This window comes from Sphingomonas sp. JC676, assembly GCF_014489075.1.
GTDB lineage: Bacteria > Pseudomonadota > Alphaproteobacteria > Sphingomonadales > Sphingomonadaceae > Sphingomonas.
This window is the reverse complement of sequence record NZ_JACTGR010000002.1, coordinates 680,316-697,326: the sequence shown is the minus strand read 5'-3', so window position 1 is coordinate 697,326 and position 17,011 is coordinate 680,316. Positions and strand designations below refer to the sequence as shown.

The window sequence follows — 17,011 nt, the reverse complement described above, 5'->3', positions numbered from 1 at the left end:
TCCATGCTTGTGACTCTGGGCCCCGGCTTTCGCCGGGGTGACGGGTTTGTTTGGGTTTCGCCTTAGAACTTGGTCCCGGCGCGGATGCCGATCGTGCGGGGGCGGATATAGACGGCATAGGGCCGCTGGCCACAGCTCCCGCATTCCTGGAAGCGCGAGATCTGGCCGCGCTCGTCCCATATATTCTGCACGAACGCTTCCAGCGTGAAGCTGGTGAACTCGGCGCCGATCGCCAGGTCGCCGGTGGTGTAGGCGGGAAGCCGCCCGAGTGCCTGCGCCGCATTGTAATAGCTGGTCGGATCGGCAGCGGTCGCCGGATCGGTCGGATCGTGCAGCGGCAGGATGAACACCTTGGTCCGCACGTCCGACGCGGCCGAGCTCTGGTGTGCGATTATCCCCTGGATATAGGCCTTGGCCGAGCCGATCGGCACCTGGTAGCGCGCCGTGCCATTGATCTTGAAGCGCGGCGTGACGGGTAGCCGGGTGCCTATGGGCGCCGAGATATAGTTGATCGCGCCGTCCGGGCCGGGATTGGTGCAGCTATAGGTGGCGTCGTCATAGCCGCACAGATTCTGCCGCGTCTTGGCATCGGTATAGGAACCCGCCGCGGTCAGCGTCAGCCCGCCCGAGACGAAGTTCACGTCGGCCTCGACACCGCGAATGCGCGCATTGGGGCCGTTATGGATCTCGGTGAAGCTGTTCTGGCCGAGGAAGGAGAACTGGAACTTCTTCCATTCCTGCTGATAGATCGAGCCATTGAAGCGCAGCATGCCGTCGGCCAGCGTGGTCTTCCAGCCGACCTCGTAATTGGTCAGGAAATCGGCGGCATAGGGTGCGATGGTCGCGCGCCTATTGATGCCGCCGGGACGGTAGCCGCGCGACCAAGTCGCGTAGAGCAGCACGTCCTTGATCGGCTTCCAGGTGAGGTTCACCCGGTGGAGGAAGCCGTCGCCCTCGGTCGACTTTGGCACCAGCTTGCCATTCTCGAAATCGGCGAGGTTGGTGCAGGGGCTGCCGGAGACCGCTGCCGGGAGCAAGGTGGTAGGGGCGCCGGCAAGCTGCGCATCGCGCAAGGTCATGCCCTGGGTGGTGTAGCACCCGGCCACGCCCGTCCGCGTGCTGCCTGCGGCATTGGGCGGGGGATTGCCCGCGGCACCCTGATAATAAGCGGGATCGCGGCCGAAGCCGAAAAAGCCGATCAGCGAGTTGTCGTATTTGTAGACGCGGCCGCCGCCGGTGATCGTCAGCGTGGGCAGGATATCGAAGCTCGCCTCGCCGAACGCGGCATAGTCCTTGTCGACGCGGTGCTGCTGGGTGAGCCACAGCGTGCCCGGGAAGCCGTTGACCGACAGGTTCGGGCTGAGATTGGCGATCCGATAGTCCTGATGGATCGCGTTGCTCTGGCGCTGGTAGAACAGGCCGGCGACGACGCGGAAGGGTGAATCCTGCGGCGAGGCGACGCGCAATTCCTGGCTGAGCTTCTTGAAGTGATCCGATCCCAGCACCTGCTGGCGCGGATCGATCGTGTTGCCCGCGGCGTCCTGATAATAGAAATAGCCTGCCAGGCCGCCGACCGACGAATAGAGCGAGTCATAGGCCTCGGAATAATCGGTATAGTCGCTGGACGATGAGTCCTTCCGGTCCAGATAGGCACCGGCATAGGTCACGTCCCAATTGCCGATCCTGCCCTCGATCGTCAGCGCCGCCTGGATGAAGCGGTCCTTGCGCCAATCGGGGAAGAAATGCTGCACCTTGAGATCGCCGACCTGGGCGTCGCCGCCGAACGTGCCGTTGGTGCGCGATTCCTGGTAGAGGACCGTCGGCGTCACGATCCAATTATCGTCGAGATCAACCTTGAGCGCCGCACGGCCGCCCCAGGTATCGACGTCGTTATAATCGTCCTTCACGAACGCGTTGTTGTTGACGCTGATCCCGCCGATAAAGCTGCGGGTGCCCGGCACATTGTCGATATAGCCGGAATCGTGCTGATAGAAGCCTGACATGCGCAGCGCCGCCCAGGACGAGAGTGGCACGTTGAGCATGCCCTCGACCTTGCCGCCGAACCCGCCCTTGTTGACCAGATTACCCTCGGCATCGACGCGGCCGTAGAAGCTGCTCGTCTCGGGCTTGTTGGTGATGATGCGGATCGTGCCCGCCTGGCTGGAAGCGCCGTAGAGCGTGCCCTGCGGCCCAGCGAGGCTCTCGATACGTGCGATGTCGTAGATGTGTACGTCGAGGGTGCCGCCGATTGTGGTGATCGGCTGTTCGTCGAGATAGACGCCGACGGAAGGGAGCGATCCCGAATGGTTGCCGTCGCCACCTGAGGCGACACCGCGCATATAGACCGTGGTGGAGCCCGGCTGGCTCGTCTGGAACGACAGCGACGGCAGGAGCTGCGAATATTCCACGAAATTGGAAATGTTCAGCTGGTCGAGCTTGCGGGTGCCCAGTGCCTGGATGCTGATCGGAACGTTCTGCAGGCTTTCCTCGCGCTTCTGCGCGGTAACAACGATGTCGGTGTCGGAGACGACCGTTTCGGTTTCCTGCGCGAACGCAGGCATCGCGAAAGCGGTGGAAGTCAGCAGAGCTGCGATAGTCAGGCGGCGCGGGATCGAAACCATTCGATATTCTCCGGCAGGAGGCGACTTACCGGAGACTGTTTGCAGGGGCGGGGTGTCGTCAATGCTGCGAGCGCGAAGTATATGATTTGTTTCTGTGCCGTGACAGATTTGCAACTGTCAGTCGACGGGTGTCGTAGGGTAAAGCGTGAGGACGTCGCCGAGCGCTGCCTTGAGCGGGTCAAGCCAAGGCTCGAACGGCTGCCAGCTTTCGGTGCCCTCGCGGAAGATCGGCTGGCGGACCTGCTCCGAACTGGCGGTGCGCACCGCGCGATCGGTCTTGTGGAATTCGAGGCAGGCGGGCTCGAAATCGAGGCCGCAATAGGCGAGCAGGGCGCGGACCTGCGCCTCGGTATCGTCGACCATCGCCTCGTAAAGGACGCGGTGGACCAGACCGGGCCGGACCGCATCGACATGCGCCATCAGCCGCACATAGTCGCGATAGTAGCGGCCCATATCGTCGAGCGAATAGCTGAACGCCTGGCCGCGGGCGAAATGCTGCTTGAAGTTGGAGAAGCAGCACCCGAGCGGGTGGCGGCGCGCGTCGATGATCTTCGCGTTCGGCAGGATCAGGTGGATCAGCGGCAGATGCGCCCAGTTGTTGGGCAATTTGTCGATGAAATAGGGGCGGTCGGTGTGGCGCTGCACGGCGGCGCGCTTGAGAAAGGCCTCGCCCATCTCGACGAGCTGCGCGGCCGACAGCGCCGCTGCGCCCGAGGGATAATCGGCGACCTTGCGTGCGAGCGCCGGGATATCGGGAAGCTCGGTCGTGCCTTCCACCTGGCTATGGCTGGCTAGGATCTGCTCGATCAGGGTGGAGCCGGCGCGGGGCATGCCGAGGATGAAGATCGGGGCAGGGGAGTCGCATCCCTGGCCGGCACGGGCATCGAGGAACTCACTCGTGTAGAGCGCGATGCTGGCATCGACGAACGCTTGGGTCTCGTCGGCGTCATATTTGAGCTGGGTCCGGCGCAGCGCGTTGCCGGCCTCGTAATGCGCGAAGGCGCGCGGGGGATCGCGGCGGTCCTCGAACGCCTTGCCCAGCGCGAAATCGAGGTGGAAGCGGTCCTCGTCCGACAGGTCCGATTGCTCGAGCGCGGCTTCCATCGCTGCGATGTCGCCATCGTCGAAGCGGACGGTCTTGAGGTTGGCGAGGCTCCACCAGGCTTCGCCGAGGCTCGGCGTCTGCGCCAGCGCGCGGCGATAGGCGGCGACGCCTTCGGCCTGGCGGCCGACGGTCTTGAGCATATGGCCGAAGCTCATCCAGACGCGCGGCTGGTTGGGCGCGGCGGCGAGGATCGATTCGTAGAGCGCGATCGCCTCGTCGAAGCCGCCGAGCCGGCCGAGCGCCGCAGCCTTCAGATTGGCGTGGCCGATATTGTCGGGATCCTCGCCCAGCACCTGGTCGAGCTCGGCAAGCGCGTCGGTCGGTCGGTTGAGGCGATAGAGGACGAGCGCCAGATTGGCGCGGGCGGCGGTAAAGCCGGGCGCCAGCTCGATCGCGCGGCGCAGCAGCGATTCCGCGTCCCGATAGCGACCGATCCGGCCCGCCAGCTCGGCGAGCATGCGGATCGCCGCGACATCGAAGGGATCGGCTTTGAGATGCTGCTTGAGCAGCGGTTCGGCCTCGGACAGGCGATTGTCGTGCAGCGCCAGCGCGGCTTCGACGAGGCGGGGATGATAGCGGGAAGTGGAGAGCGACATTGCCTCCTGTGTAAGACCTATGCGCCGCCGGGCAAATATGGTTCACTTCGCGTCCGACCTTGGGGGGAAGCGCATATGGCGGCGACGGAACGGCCCTTCGGCTTCTGGACCGCGGCGGCGCTCGTCGTCGGCGGCATGGTCGGCTCCGGCATCTTCGTGCTTCCCGCGCAGCTTGCGCCCTATGGCTGGACCGGGCTGGTCGCCTGGTTCGTCGGCGTTGGCGGGGCGCTGCTGATCGCATTGGTGCTGAGCCGGCTCGCGGCGGCGATGCCTGAGGAAACCGGCGCGGTGGCGATCTGCGCCCGGGCGCTGGGGCCGTTGGCTGGCGTGCTGATCGGTTGGGCCTATTGGGTCGGCATCTGGTCCGCCAATGCGGTGATCTCGCTGACCGCGATCCGCTATCTCGCCGCCTTTTTTCCAGTGCTCGCGGCGACGCCGCTGGCGCTCGCCTTGTCGGCAACGGCGCTGATCTGGCTGATGACCCTGCTCAACCTGCAGGGGGCAAAGACCTCCGGGCGGTTCCAGGTGGCCACCACCGCGCTCAAGCTGCTGCCGCTGGTCGCGGTCGTCATCATCGTCGCAGGGCTGGCGCTGGCCGGGGGTGGGCAGTTCCGCAGCGCACCACATGCGCCGTTCCAATGGGGCCAGCTCACGCCGGCGCTGACCCTGGCCTTCTACGCGGTGGTCGGGTTCGAATGCGCGAGTGTCGCCGCGGCGCGGGTGCGCGATCCGGCGCGCAATGTCGTCCGTGCGACGATGGTCGGGCTGGTGCTGACCGGCGGGCTCTATGTCGTGGTGTGCTCGGGCATCGTCTTCGCGCTGCCCGAGGCGACCGTCGCCAATGCGACCGCGCCGATGGCCCTGTTCGTCGAGACCTTCTGGGGCCGCGCGGCGGGGTTGGGGGTCGCCGCGCTGACGGTGGTCGCGGCGGTGGGCTGTCTCAACGGCTGGGTGCTGGTGCAGGGCGAACTGCCGCTCGGCATGTCGCGCGCGGGCGTGCTGCCGCGCTGGATCGGCGTGACCAACCGCCGCGACGTGCCGGTCGGGGCACTGATCCTGTCGAGCGGGCTGGCCTCGATCCTGGTGCTGAGCAATGCCAGCCGCTCGACCGCGGGGCTGCTCGACTTCATGCTGCGGCTGACCACAGCGGCGACCTTGTGGCTCTATATCGGCGCGTGCCTCTCGGCGCTCCGGCTGCGCCTGCTGCAGCCGGTGGCGGCGGTCGGGCTGGTCTTCGCGTTCTGGGCGATGTGGGGATCGGGCTGGGAGGCGGGCGGGCTCAGCCTGATCCTGATGCTGACCGCGGTGCCGCTTTATTACCTTACGCTACGCGGGAACGCTGCGGCCGAACAACCGGCCGAATAGGCTCCGATCCTTGAGGATTTCGTGCGCAGCATTGTGGCCGGGCGCGCCGGTGACGCCGCCGCCGGGATGGGTGCCCGATCCGCACATGTAGAGGCCCTGGATCGGCGCGCGATAATCGCCATGGCCCAGGACCGGGCGCGCGGCCCAGAGCTGATCGAGCGTCATGTGGCCGTGCATGATGTCGCCGCCGATCAGGCCGAACTTGCGCTCAAGATCGAGCGGCGAGTGGATCTGGCGGGCGATGATCGATCCCTTGAAATTGGGCGCGTGCTTCGTGACCGTATCGACGATCAGGTCCGCCGCGGCTTCGCGCTCATCGTCCCAGCTGCGTCCGGCCGGGAGCACGGGCGCGAATTGCTGGCAGAAGAGCGAGGCGATGTGCATCCCCGGCGGGGCGAGGCTGTCGTCCACCGAGGTGGGCAGCTTCATCTCGACGATCGGCTCCTTCGACCAGCCGAACGCCTTGGCGTCGGTGAAGGCCTTATCCATGTAGTCGAGCGTCGGCGAGATGATGATGCCGGCGGTGTGATGCTCGGCCTTCTCCTTGCCGGGCAGCACGGTGAAGTCGGGCAGCTCGGAGAGCGCCACATTCATCCGGAAGGTGCCCGAACCGGCCTTGTAATTGTCCATGCGGCGAGCGAATTCGGGCGTCATGTCGCTGCGCTCGACCAGCTGGCGATAGAGCAAAGCCGGGCCAACATTGGCGGCGACCACGCTGGCAGCGATCTCCTCGCCGCTCTCCAGTCGGACGCCGGTGACCTTGTTGCCATCGACCAGCACTTTCGCGACCGGCGCCTCGAGGCTGATCTCGACCCCGGCCTCGACGCACGCCTCGGCCATGTATTGGGTGATCGCGCCCATCCCGCCGACGCTATGGCCCCACATGCCCTTCTTGCCGTTGATCTCGCCGAAGACGTGGTGGAGCAGCACATAGGCGCTGCCCGGCGTATCGGGGCTGGCATAGTTGCCGACGACGGCGTCGAAGCCGAACGCGGCCTGGATATATTCGTTCTCGTACCAGCTATCGAGGAAGCTGCGGGCGGACTTGACGAACAGGTCCATCACGTCGCGCTGGGCCTCGATATCCATCTTCGCCAGGCGCCGCCCCTGCGATGCCGCGGCCAGCAAGGCGCGGATGCCGCCGCCGGCATTGGGCGGGGTCTTGAGTGCCATGTCGCGCAGCACTTCTGCGACGCGCTCCAGCGCTTCCTCGTATTTCGGGAAGGTTTCGGCGTCCTTCTGCGAGAAGCGCGCGAACTCGGCCCGGGTGCGCGCCTGGCCGCCGCCGAGCTTCAGATAGCCGCCTTCGTGCGGAAAGAAGTTGCTGATCGTCCGCTCGATGATCCGCCAGCCGCGTTCGTGCAGCCGCATGTCGGCGATCACCTTGGGGCGGAGGAGGCTGACCGTGTAGCTCGCGGTCGAGTTGCGGAAGCCGGGATGGAATTCCTCGGTCACCGCTGCGCCGCCGACGATGTGGCGGCGCTCGAGTACGCGGACCTTCAGCCCGGTGCGGGCGAGATAAAAGGCGCAGACCAGGCCGTTATGGCCGCCGCCGATGATGAGCGCGTCGTAGGATTTGGTCACGTTTCGCTTTTCTTTCGCTCCCCTCCCGCTTGCGGGAGGGGTTGGGGGAGGGCGCCCGCTATCCAACCCCGGATCGCTCGCGGAGGGCGGGCGCCCCCCCCCCGGCCCCCTCCCGCAAGCGGGAGGGGGAGAAGTCTAGTCCACCGCCCGCGGCCGCCGCGACCATCCCGGCGCCGGCGGCGTCGGCAACCGCGCCTCCGGGATCAGCGCGCGGATCTTCCGGGCGAAGCTGCGCAGGCAGACCTCGCTCTCGCCGAGCGGGCCCATCGTGTAGCTGCGCGAGGCCATGCCCTGCTGGACACGGGTGATCAGCCAGGTGTCCTCGGCGTTGACCATGCGGTTGATCCGCCAGTTGGCGTAGCGGACCAGCTTCATCTCACGACGATCGTCGGGCAGGGCGAAGGCCATCTCGCGCAGCACGCATTCGGTGGGGCTGACCGGCAGCCACTGCATGAAGTCGATCTGGTCGGCGTAGAGGTCGAACGCCTGGTTGGGCCAGAGCTTGTAGTAGAGCCAGAGCCGCTGGTTGGCCTCGGGCAGATGCGCCGCGCGCGGCAGATGCTTGCGGTAGACGTCTTCCCAGAAATTGCCGGGGCGATCGGTCAACTCGCCCGACATGCGATCGACCCAGGGCTGCGCCTCGATCGCATAGCTCCTGCCGAACAACCGGGTGAGGCCGGGATGCGCGACGGGGATGTGGAGCCCGTCCGAATAATTGTCGCCGACATTCTTCCAGTTAACCGGGCGGCGGCGGGTGCGGACCGGACTGATCGTCCGCATCTCCTCGAAGCGATAGGGCGCGATCTCGTCGTCATAGGGCGCCATCATCTGGGCGACCGTGGGGCCTCCATTGTCGACGAGGCGGACGAAGACGAAGCCGCGCCAGATTTCGACGTCCACGGGCGCGAGACCATGCTGCGCCGGATCGAGCCCGGGATAATCGGCGCGGAAGGGCACGCCGCTCAGCCGGCCGTCGGCCTCGTAGGTCCAGGCGTGATATGGGCAGACCAGCTTCTTCGCGCAGCCCGTGGGTCCTTCGACCAGTCGCATCGCGCGGTGGCGGCAGACATTGGCGAAGGCGCGGACCTGACCGTCGGTGCCGCGGATCGCGATGACGCTTTCGCCGACATAATCGAGCGTGTGGTAGTCGCCCGGGGCGGCGATATCGCTCTCGTGGCAGACGATCTGCCAGGACGGGCGCAGCACCCGCTCGATCTCGGCATCGAGGAACTCGGCATCGGTGTAGAGCCAGCCGGGCAGGCTGACATTGTCGTCGGCATCGATAGTCGCCGCGACCCCCGCGAACCGATGTGCCATATGCGTCCCCGATATTTGTTGTACGATCGTATAACAACATAGGCTGTTGGGCAAGCCTGCGACGTGTAGAAAGGACGCGATGACCCGCACCGCCTTTACCCGCGCCGAACCTGACGAGCGTCGCGCGAGCCTGATTGCGGCAACCGCCAAGGTCCTCGCCGAACTGGGAGCTGCGGGCGTCTCGGTGCGGACGATCTCGACCGAAGCGGGCGTGTCGCCGGGGCTGCTGCGTCACTATTTCGACGGAATCGATGCGCTGATCGCAGAGACGTATCGCTGGACTGGCGAGCGGGTGCGCGCGGCGCTGGCGGCATCCGTCGAGGCGGCGGGGCCGGACCCGCGCCCGCGGTTGATGGCCTATGTGACGGCGAGCTTCGGCGATCCGATCGCCGATCCGCGGTTGCTCGCGACCTGGATCGCCTTCTGGAGCCTGGCCAAGACCAATCCCGCAATGGATGCGCTGCACGGCGAGATCTATGCCGACTATCGCGCGGGGATCGCGGCGTTGCTCGGCGAATGCGGCGTCGACGCCGGCGCGGTGCGGCTTGCCGCGATCGGGCTGACCGCTTTGGTCGACGGGCTCTGGCTCGAACTGTGCCTCGCGCCCGGCGTGTTCACGCCTGAGGAAGCGAGCGGAATCGCAGGCCGCTGGATCGCTGCGCTGCTGGACGGCGCTACTTGGTCAGCTCCTTGAGCACGCGCTTGTAATAGACGATCGACGGCGCGATTTCGCTCAAGGGCGTGCGCTCGTTCAGGCCGTGCGAGAAGCTGTCGCTGTCCTTCATGAAGATCGGCGAGGCGCCGTAGCTGGGCACGCCCTTGTTGCGGAACCACATGCTGTCGGTCGCGCCGGCCGACATCACCGGTACCACCGGCACATCCGGGAAGCGGGCATGGACCGCGTCGCTGACGATCTTCATCAGATCGGGGCGGAGCGGCGAGGCGTCGCTGGGGACCGAGCCGCTCTCGAGCCGGACGACCTTGGCCTGGGGATCGCCGACGAGCTCGGCCAATTTGTCCCGGACCGAGTCGACCGAGACGCCCGGGAAGATGCGGCAATTGATGTTCGCGGTGGCGCGCTGGGGCAGCGCGTTGGTCGCGTGGCCGGCATTGACCATGGTCGCGACGCAGGTCGTGCCGGTCTGGCCGATCAGGCCCGGCTCGGCGCTGAGCACAGCGCGGGCCTCGGCATCCTGCGGATTGGCGGCGAAGCGGCGCATCGCATCGGCGATCTTCGGATCGCTTGCGGTCTTGGCGCCGGCGAGGAAGCTTGCCTTGGTGATCTCGTTGACTTGGCCGGGGAACTCGAAATTGCCGATCCGGTCGAGCGCGCGGGCGAGCGAGTAGATCGCATTCTCCTTGCGCGGGGCGCTCGAATGGCCGCCGGGATTGGTGAAGGTGATCTCGTAATCGGCATAGGTCTTCTCGGCGCCCTGGAGCCCGAAGATCGTCGGCTTGCCGCTTTCGTCCAGCCCGCCGCCGCCGCCGTCGATGTTGATCAGCAGCTCAGCGTCGTGGAACTTGTCGGAGAGGATCGCGGTGGTCTTCATCCATGTCTCCTCGTCGCCCGAGAGGAGCAGCAATATGTCGCGGCCGGGCTTGTAGCCCTCGCGCTTCAGCTGGATCAGGCTCGCGACCGTGGTCGAGAGGTCGTACTTCATGTCGGTCGCGCCGCGGCCGAAGATATAGCCGTTCTCGACCACCGGGGTGAACGGATCGCGGGTCCAGTCGGCGGGCTTGGCCTCGACCACGTCCATATGGCCCGAGATCAGGATCGGCTTGGCACCATTCTTCGCCTTGCCGGTGCCACGATAGCGCGCAGCGAGCCACGCCGTGTCGCCGAGCTTCTCGACCTGGACATCGGCGTCGGCAAAGCCTCCGGCGACCAGCACCGACTTCAGATAGGTGGCATATTCGAAGGTCTGGTTGCCCGGTCCGGCGACGGTGCGGAAGGCGATGCCGCGCTTGAGCAGATCGAGCGCCTGCGCTTCTGCTTCCGGATTGGTCTGGGCATGGGCGGCAGGAATAGCGGCGAGCGCCACTGCGAGAAAGGCCGCGACGTGACGCATCAAGCTGGCTCCATGCCCAGGTGAAAGATTGGAGCAGATGAAAGGTATCAACCTTTGTTCGACCCCGGAATTGTGTTGGGCAACACCTGCCCTTCCTGTCGCAAGGCGCGGGGCTTCGTCAATCCTACCCTCAACCCGTAGGTCTACGCAGCCGATCGCTTTGGGCGTCGGGATGATGCGGTGGATCTGGAGCGGACGGACGATCGCGCCCGAGGACATCAAGCGCGCGGCCTATGGCAAGACCGGATGGAAAATAGGATCAGTCAGAAAATAGGCGATAGTCAAAGTCAAACCTATCACCAGACCCACGAAAGAGTAGAAGAACAGCGAGAATACATGCGCAGCGGAATAATGTCGCCGCCGCTCTACAGCGTAAATCAAACCCGTTACCGAAAAAAACAGGAAGGGAAGGGCGATGATCAACAGCATAATATCCCTTTTGTTGCGCGATACGTATTCAATCGCGATTCAGGGACCTAGGCAGGCTCGTTTCGTCTGCCGCGCCGACCAGCCCTTGGCGCCTAGATGAAGGGGTAAGCGGGTGACGGGAAGCACGCCCGTATCGCCATGGAAGGCTGGAGCGGGTGAAGGGAATCGAACCCTCGTCGTAAGCTTGGGAAGCTTCTGCTCTACCATTGAGCTACACCCGCAATCCGTTGCAAAAGCGTCGGTTTTTAGCCTTCGCCGTTCAAGCGGTTACAGTCTGGTTTACACCGCCTGCAGCGATGCGCTCGCCGATTGCCACGATAACGCGACTTTGGTCAACATAGGTTCGACGGATCCCGGCCATCTGATCGCGTGACCAGCCCATGATATCGGCAGCTTCTTCATCGGCCTGGCCGACCAGAATCAAACGCGTGCGGAATGCTTCCCCTCAAATCATGCAGATGTCAGATCACGAATCCGATTGAAGACCCCGCCAAATCCGCCGCTGGTCCAAGTGGCTGATTCCAGTCCGGCAGCAAAGAGGAGCCGAGTGTGCCATAGTGGACCTTCTCGGATTCGCGGGATTGACGGTTAGAGATGCCGGCGGCAGCTTTCCATCCATTACCAAGACTTCTGTCCGATCCGGGGTAGGCATGCCAAAGTCGTCATCACGCGCATATGTCTTTTCGAAGGCGAGCGCTCGATGCGTCGGAGCCCGGGATGCGGGGATCGCGTCTCTTTGAATATCTGGCGTAGCGAGGGCTCCGCCAGTGTCGCTTCGCTCACGACGCATGGCCTGACGGGTAACGGGGTGGCTGCTCAGCAGCCCAACAGATATCTGTGCGTCAAGGGCAAAGCCGGGCTCGGCAACCGCATGCTCGCAGCGGCAACCGCGTGGCTCTATGCACAACTCAGCGGTCGCGCGTTCGTACCCGACTGGTGCGACTATACCTATTCCCATGACGGATCGAACGTCTTCCATCGCCTATTCGAATGCAAAGACAGCGTGGTCGCCTTGCCCGACTTCGACGAGACTTCAGTCGCACCGACGCGCTGGATCAGCCGGCTGAGCGAGACCGCCGACAAGATGGTCGACGATTTCGACGGTGGTGATCACAGCAGTGCGACGCTGTGGCGCCGCTATTCCATCGATCTCGGCAGGCTCGACCATCCCGAACGCTATGCGATGTTCTGGAGCTATGATGCGCATATCCGGCGGCTCCGACCGCACCTCGACGGCGCCTGGGCATCGTGGCGCGACCTATCCGACGACCAGATCATCGCGCGCGTGCTGCGGGATCACATCACTTTAGCCCCCGCAATACGTCGTCAGGTAGACGCTTTCGCTGCTGCGCACTTCTCGGGCGGTGTGATAGGAGTTCATATCCGCAATACCGACCGACGTACCTCGGTCACGGCTTCGCTACGTCATCTCGCGCAGCTTCGCGCGCGGCATCCGGCAGCCACGATCTTCCTGGCGACCGACAACCGGCGAGCCGAGGAGCTCGTGCGACGGCGCTACGATCGGGTCCTGAGCACGGCCAAATGGTTCCCGGAAGACGGCGCGCCGATGCACCAAAATACGAACTGTCCCGATCGGCTGCAGAACGCGGTGGAAGGGCTGATCGATATGTATCTGCTCGCCGAATGTGACTATCTGATCTTCCCTGCCAGCTCAACCTTCTCGAGGATCGCTGGCCTGATCTCGACGAAACCGCGCGCCAACCTGATCGATATAGAGCGCCATCGTCCCGGAGTCCGGATCAGGCGTTTCGTCAGGTCCCTGATCCAGTAGCGGATCCATCTATTCCCTGATGTTGTCATTGGTCGCAAAGAGCGCGTTTCTCTGGATGAACCCGCGGTGCGCTCGACCATGTCGCCCATCAAGCAAAGCGCCGCGCAGAGGGGCCAAGGGCCCGCTCCCCGGTCGGTCAACGGCTCGCGCGCCGACCGGGACCGGGCAGGGTCAGGCGGCTTCCGGCATCGACGCCATGTCGATCACGAAGCGATAGCGGACATCGGCGCGCTCCATGCGTTCGAAGGCGTGGTTGATGTCCTGGATCGCGATCATCTCGCATTCGGGCAGGATGTTCATCCGCGCGCAGAAATCGAGCATCTCCTGCGTCTCGGCGATGCCGCCGATCGGCGAGCCCGAAAGTCGACGCCGGCCCATCAGGAACGGTAAGGTGCTGGTCTCGTCGATCGGGCCGAGCTGCCCGACGATCACCAGGGTCGCGTCGATGTCGAGCAGCGGCATGTACGGCGTCACGTCGTGGCGGACCGGGATCGTGTCGATGATCAGGTCAAAGCTGCTCGCCGCGGCCGCCATCGCGTCCGCATCGGCCGACACCAGCAGCGCCTCGGCGCCGAGCGCGAGCGCGTCCGCCTTCTTGGCGTCGTTGCGGCTGATCACGGTGACGTGCGCACCCATCGCATAGGCCAGCTTGACCGCCATATGGCCGAGCCCGCCCAGGCCGATCACGCCGACGCGGCTGCCCGGGCCGACGCCCCAGGTGCGCAGCGGCGACCAAGTGGTGATCCCTGCGCATAGCAGCGGGGCTGCCTTGGCCAGGTCCAGCGCGTCGGGGATCGAGAGGACGAATTCCTCGCGGACGACGATGTGGCGCGAATAGCCACCATAGGTGGTCTCGCCGGTGATGCGGTCCTGGCCGTTATAGGTCTGGGTGACGGTGTTGCGGCACATCTGCTCTTCGCCCGCGTGGCACTGGTCGCAATGCTGGCAGCTGTCGACGATGCAGCCGACGGCGACCTTGTCGCCCTTCTTGTAGAGCGTGACGTCAGCCCCGGTGCCGATCACGCGGCCGACGATCTCGTGGCCGGGGACGAGCGGATAGGTGCTGCCGCCCCAGTCGTTGCGCGCCTGGTGAAGGTCCGAATGGCAGACGCCGCAATAGAGAATCTCGATCGCGACGTCGTTGGGGCGAAGCTCGCGGCGCTCGAAGGCGAAAGGCGCGAGCGGAGTGTCTGCGGTCTGGGCCGCATAACCCACGGTTTGCATGGGGGAGGCTCCGGGTTGAGGGAACGGCGCTCCTCTACAGGCGGCGGAGCGCCGCGCGGTAGCTCGATCCTGCCGCTTTCTTGCCCGATCCTCTGGCGCGGCGCGAAACCGGTCGCCTTGCTACCGATAGCGCCTACATAGGGTGCATGCTGATTTCCTCCGACGAGTCCGACGCCAATCGCCGTGCAGAAACCGCCGACCTGCGCGCGACGATGGGCGCGCGGATAGAGCGGCTGCTCAATGCTAGCGGAGAGAATGGCACGGCGATCGAGCGACTGAACCTGTATCGCTGCACGGGCTACGATCCCGCCAACGCCACGATCTACGAGCCCAGCCTCGCCGTGATCGTGCGCGGTCGCAAGCGCGCGATGGTGGGAGACGAGACCCATTTCTACGACGCGTCGCGCTTCCTGCTGACGGCGGTGGACATGCCGACCATCTCCTGCGTGCTCGATGCGCGTCTGGACGAACCTTTTCTCTCGATCATGCTCAAGCTAGATCTTGAAGCGGCGCGGGACCTGATCGCCGATATCGATTTGGCGGCGATCGATACGGCCGGCGCGGGCACGGCGATGGCGACGGGCCCGGCCACGCTCGAGCTGCTCGACGCCGTCAACCGGCTGATCGGTCTGCTTGAGACACCGCACGACATCGCCATTCTGGGCCGGATAATCGAGCGCGAGATACTCTACCGCTTGCTGACCGGACCCACCGGCGCGCGGCTGCGCCAGACGGTGTCGCTCGGCACGCAGGCGAATCGCGCCGCGCGGGTGATCGCCTGGCTGCGCGAGAACTATGTCTCGCCCGTGCGAGTGGAGACACTTGCGGATGTGGCGGCGATGGGCGTGTCGACGCTGCACCACCATTTCCGCGCGCTGACCGGGATGAGCCCACTTCAGTACCAGAAGCATCTACGGCTCCACGAGGCGCGGCGGGTGATGCTGAGCGAGTCGATCGACGCGGGCAGCGCAGCGCTTCGGGTTGGCTATGAGAGCTCGACCCAGTTCAGTCGCGAATATCGTCGTCTGTTCGGCGCGCCGCCCAAGCGGGACGTTGCGGCGCTGCGCGCGGAGACGCGGGAATTCGTGACGACCGCGTAGCAAAATCGTTACGCTTGGGAAGCGACCAAATCCGCGCTCGCGCGTTGGCCGGCGATGGAAAAACTCTGGTTCATCACCAATCCCGATTCCGGCACGACCTCACGCGCCAAATGCGATGCGCTGGAGGCGGTATTCGAAGAGAATGCGCTAAAGCTCGCCGGGCGCACCGACTTTCCCGAGCAGAAATTGCCGAAGGAAGCGGAACTGGACGCGGCGGGGGCAGATACGGTGGTGCTGTTCGCAGGGGACGGGACGATCAACGCGGCGCTCTGCGCGCTGGCGGAGTGGAAGGGATCGTTCCTGATCCTGCCGGGCGGCACGATGAACCTGCTCGCCAAGGCGCTGCACAGCGACCTCGACCCCAGCAAGATCGTCCATGCCGCGCACCGAAGCGACCGGCTCGTCGCTTTGCCCTATGTCGAGGCGGGCAGGCACCGCGCCTTTGTCGGGCTGATCCTGGGGCCGGCGGCGGCCTGGGTGCGGGCGCGCGAGGCGGCACGCAAGGGACGGTTCGGGCGGCTGGTCGGCGCGGCGCGGGCGGCGTGGCGCAAGACGTTCGGCGAACAGGGCATCCGCGTCGCCGGGGCGCCGGGCCTGAGCGACCGCTATCAGGCGGTGTTCGTGCGGCCCGATCCGGACGGGCTCGACATCGCCGCGGTCGATGCGCGCGACTGGCGATCGATCGCGCAGCTTGGCTGGGAATGGGTGAATGGCGACTGGGTCGCGGCGCGGTCGGTGACCGAGACCTTGGCAAAGCAATTGCGGGTGCGCGGTCGCAAGCGCGTGCTGGCATTGTTCGATGGCGAGCCGGTGACGCTCGACGCCGGGGAAGCCATTACGCCCGGCAAGAGTCGCAAGGCATTCATCGCAACACGCGAGGAGGCGGTGTGACCCGACTGTTCCATGTCAGCGACGTCCATTTCGGCCGCGAGGACCGCGAGGCGATCGACTGGTTCGCCGCCAGGGTGCGCGAGGAGCAGCCCGATGCGGTGATCATGACCGGCGACCTGACGATGCGGGCGCGGAGACGCGAGTTCGAAGCGGCGGCGAAATGGCTGGAGAGCCTGGGCCGGCCGGTGACGGTGGAGGTGGGCAATCACGACCTGCCCTATTTCAACCTGTGGGCGCGCTTCGTGACGCCGTACAAGCGCTACCAGTCGCTCGAGCGGATGATCGAAAAGCCGCTCGACGTGCAGGGCGTGGCGGTGGTGCCGCTCAAGACCACGGCGCGCTTTCAGTGGCGGCTCAACTGGTCGAAGGGTTATGTGAGCATACGGGCGCTGCGGGAAGCGCTGGCGCTGGTCGAGGCGGTGCCGACAGGGGACCTGATCTTCGTGGCGTGCCATCACCCGCTGGTCGAGGGCGGGACGGTCGCTACCTCGAAGACCCGTCGCGGTGTTGAAGCGCTGGAGGCGCTGGCGAGCGCGGGTGCGCATGCGGTGCTCACCGGCCATGTCCATGACCCGTTCGACATCGAGCAAGCGGTGGATGGGCGCACGGTGCGGCTGATCGGCGCGGGGACGCTTTCGGAGCGCGTGCGCTCGCAGCCACCCTCGTTCAACGAGATCATGATCGACGGTGCGAGCTTCAGCACCAAGGCGCGCTTCAAGGGAGAGGCGAGCGTGGCGCTATAGGGTGAAAGCCCCGAAGAATCACCGTCCGTTATTGGTAAAGCGGACGTCGCCTCGTAAAGCCTGAATAGCAGCCATTCCCATAAGCGAATTTCGGGACGGGACGGCGGAATATTGGCTAGTGACCAGTTGCACCCTTGTCAGGTTGGCGATTATTCGAGCTCGCCGCTAGCATCCG

13 protein-coding genes and 1 tRNA gene are annotated in these 17,011 nt (G+C 65.3%); 6 read left to right on the top strand and 8 right to left on the bottom strand.

Features of this window, described 5'->3' with window-relative positions:
* Positions 1-62 precede the first annotated feature (62 nt).
* Positions 63-2,621: a TonB-dependent receptor gene (locus IAG41_RS10055; protein ID WP_187728462.1), complete on the bottom strand. Its 2,559-nt coding sequence runs from the start codon at positions 2,619-2,621 to the stop codon at positions 63-65.
* A 117-nt stretch (positions 2,622-2,738) separates the two neighbouring features.
* Positions 2,739-4,322, bottom strand: coding sequence for a tetratricopeptide repeat-containing sulfotransferase family protein (locus tag IAG41_RS10050; RefSeq protein WP_187728461.1), 1,584 nt, complete (start codon positions 4,320-4,322; stop codon positions 2,739-2,741).
* Positions 4,323-4,397: 75 nt separating this feature from the next.
* Here IAG41_RS10050 and IAG41_RS10045 point away from each other — a divergent pair, with 75 nt between their 5' ends.
* Positions 4,398-5,687 carry an APC family permease gene (locus tag IAG41_RS10045; protein WP_187728460.1) on the top strand — a complete coding sequence of 430 codons (1,290 nt, stop codon included), beginning with the start codon at positions 4,398-4,400 and terminating at the stop codon, positions 5,685-5,687.
* On the opposite strand, the gene IAG41_RS10040 is transcribed toward IAG41_RS10045, so the two are convergent.
* A complete protein-coding gene (locus tag IAG41_RS10040) occupies positions 5,649-7,271 on the bottom strand; it encodes a phytoene desaturase family protein (protein ID WP_187728459.1) in 1,623 nt (540 codons plus the stop codon). The genes IAG41_RS10045 and IAG41_RS10040 overlap by 39 nt on opposite strands.
* Before the next feature lie 135 nt (positions 7,272-7,406).
* Positions 7,407-8,588 (bottom strand): aromatic ring-hydroxylating oxygenase subunit alpha, encoded by a 1,182-nt coding sequence (locus IAG41_RS10035; protein ID WP_187728458.1) that lies wholly within the window; start codon positions 8,586-8,588, stop codon positions 7,407-7,409.
* Between the two features lie 79 nt (positions 8,589-8,667).
* Between IAG41_RS10035 and IAG41_RS10030 the strand changes: the two genes are divergently transcribed.
* Positions 8,668-9,282 carry a TetR family transcriptional regulator C-terminal domain-containing protein gene (locus IAG41_RS10030; protein WP_187728457.1) on the top strand — a complete coding sequence of 205 codons (615 nt, stop codon included), beginning with the start codon at positions 8,668-8,670 and terminating at the stop codon, positions 9,280-9,282.
* Here IAG41_RS10030 and IAG41_RS10025 read toward each other — a convergent pair.
* From IAG41_RS10025 to IAG41_RS10015, 3 genes are all read right to left on the bottom strand, one after another.
* A complete protein-coding gene (locus tag IAG41_RS10025; protein ID WP_187728456.1) occupies positions 9,263-10,657 on the bottom strand; it encodes a M20/M25/M40 family metallo-hydrolase in 1,395 nt (464 codons plus the stop codon). The genes IAG41_RS10030 and IAG41_RS10025 overlap by 20 nt on opposite strands.
* A gap of 231 nt (positions 10,658-10,888) precedes the next feature.
* Entirely contained in the window at positions 10,889-11,086 is a 198-nt protein-coding gene (locus tag IAG41_RS10020; protein WP_187728455.1) for a hypothetical protein, read from the bottom strand.
* A 147-nt stretch (positions 11,087-11,233) separates the two neighbouring features.
* Positions 11,234-11,307 (bottom strand) — tRNA-Gly (locus tag IAG41_RS10015).
* A gap of 479 nt (positions 11,308-11,786) precedes the next feature.
* Between IAG41_RS10015 and IAG41_RS10010 the strand changes: the two genes are divergently transcribed.
* Complete coding sequence (locus tag IAG41_RS10010) at positions 11,787-12,878, top strand: nodulation protein NodZ (protein WP_187728454.1); 1,092 nt, start codon at positions 11,787-11,789, stop codon at positions 12,876-12,878.
* Between the two features lie 171 nt (positions 12,879-13,049).
* Here IAG41_RS10010 and IAG41_RS10005 read toward each other — a convergent pair whose 3' ends face one another.
* Positions 13,050-14,102 (bottom strand): NAD(P)-dependent alcohol dehydrogenase, encoded by a 1,053-nt coding sequence (locus tag IAG41_RS10005; protein WP_187728453.1) that lies wholly within the window; start codon positions 14,100-14,102, stop codon positions 13,050-13,052.
* A gap of 146 nt (positions 14,103-14,248) precedes the next feature.
* Between IAG41_RS10005 and IAG41_RS10000 the strand changes: the two genes are divergently transcribed.
* From IAG41_RS10000 to IAG41_RS09990, 3 genes are read left to right on the top strand one after another with little or no spacing between them, the layout of a single operon-like run.
* On the top strand, positions 14,249-15,202 hold the full coding sequence (locus IAG41_RS10000) for an AraC family transcriptional regulator (protein WP_187728452.1): 954 nt from the start codon (positions 14,249-14,251) through the stop codon (positions 15,200-15,202).
* A 54-nt stretch (positions 15,203-15,256) separates the two neighbouring features.
* Positions 15,257-16,093, top strand: coding sequence for a diacylglycerol/lipid kinase family protein (locus IAG41_RS09995; RefSeq protein ID WP_187728451.1), 837 nt, complete (start codon positions 15,257-15,259; stop codon positions 16,091-16,093).
* Positions 16,090-16,836 (top strand): metallophosphoesterase family protein, encoded by a 747-nt coding sequence (locus tag IAG41_RS09990; protein WP_187728450.1) that lies wholly within the window; start codon positions 16,090-16,092, stop codon positions 16,834-16,836. Before IAG41_RS09995 ends, IAG41_RS09990 begins: the two co-directional genes overlap by 4 nt.
* Positions 16,837-17,011: the final 175 nt, after the last annotated feature.